The sequence below is a fragment of the Streptococcus sp. GMD4S genome (assembly GCF_000296955.1).
The window spans coordinates 1-554 of sequence record NZ_AJRE01000413.1 but is presented as its reverse complement, the minus strand read 5'-3'; the positions used below and the strand labels follow the sequence as shown (position 1 = coordinate 554).

Annotated in this window: 2 pseudogenes; both read right to left on the bottom strand. The window is 35.9% G+C overall.

Annotated elements, in window-relative coordinates:
- A pseudogene (locus tag GMD4S_RS10245) lies at positions 1-196 on the bottom strand (cardiolipin synthase); the annotation flags it as partial.
- A 284-nt stretch (positions 197-480) separates the two neighbouring features.
- A pseudogene (locus tag GMD4S_RS13390) lies at positions 481-554 on the bottom strand (alcohol dehydrogenase); the annotation flags it as partial.

Sequence of the window (554 nt, the reverse complement as noted above, 5' to 3'; positions counted from 1 at the left end):
TCTCAGGATTCATAGATCGATTAACAATCGATACAATAGTCGCTAAGCTCACTAAAATGACTAGGATAATCCAGACAATTGGAGCCATCTGCCCTAGATAGAGAAATAAACCAAAGATGATAAACAACTCTGCCAACATGATGGTAATACTGAAACCATATTTGGACATGAGTAGCTGCATTTTTCTAGCTGTCATACATCCCCCTTCCTTTTCTAACATTCTCCTTAACTGCTTGATAAACTACTGTTTCTACTAGTATACCTCAGTTCAGGGGTAGATGGCAACCTTTTACCTTTTTCTATTCAAACTATTCCAAGAACTGCAAGATTCTTAAATTACTCCTTCACTATATGACGTGCTATCCCTTTTTATCTTTTTAACTAGGGTATTAAGAAACTTAAAAAGAACTACCAAAATGATAGTTCTTTCCAATATTATTTATATGTTGGGGAATACGTCCCTTCCACTCTACTTGATTTTTAGAAGAGTTCTTTGTAGAGAGCAATGGTTTCTTCTAAAGTTGGCATAAATGGATTGCCTGGCGCACATGCAT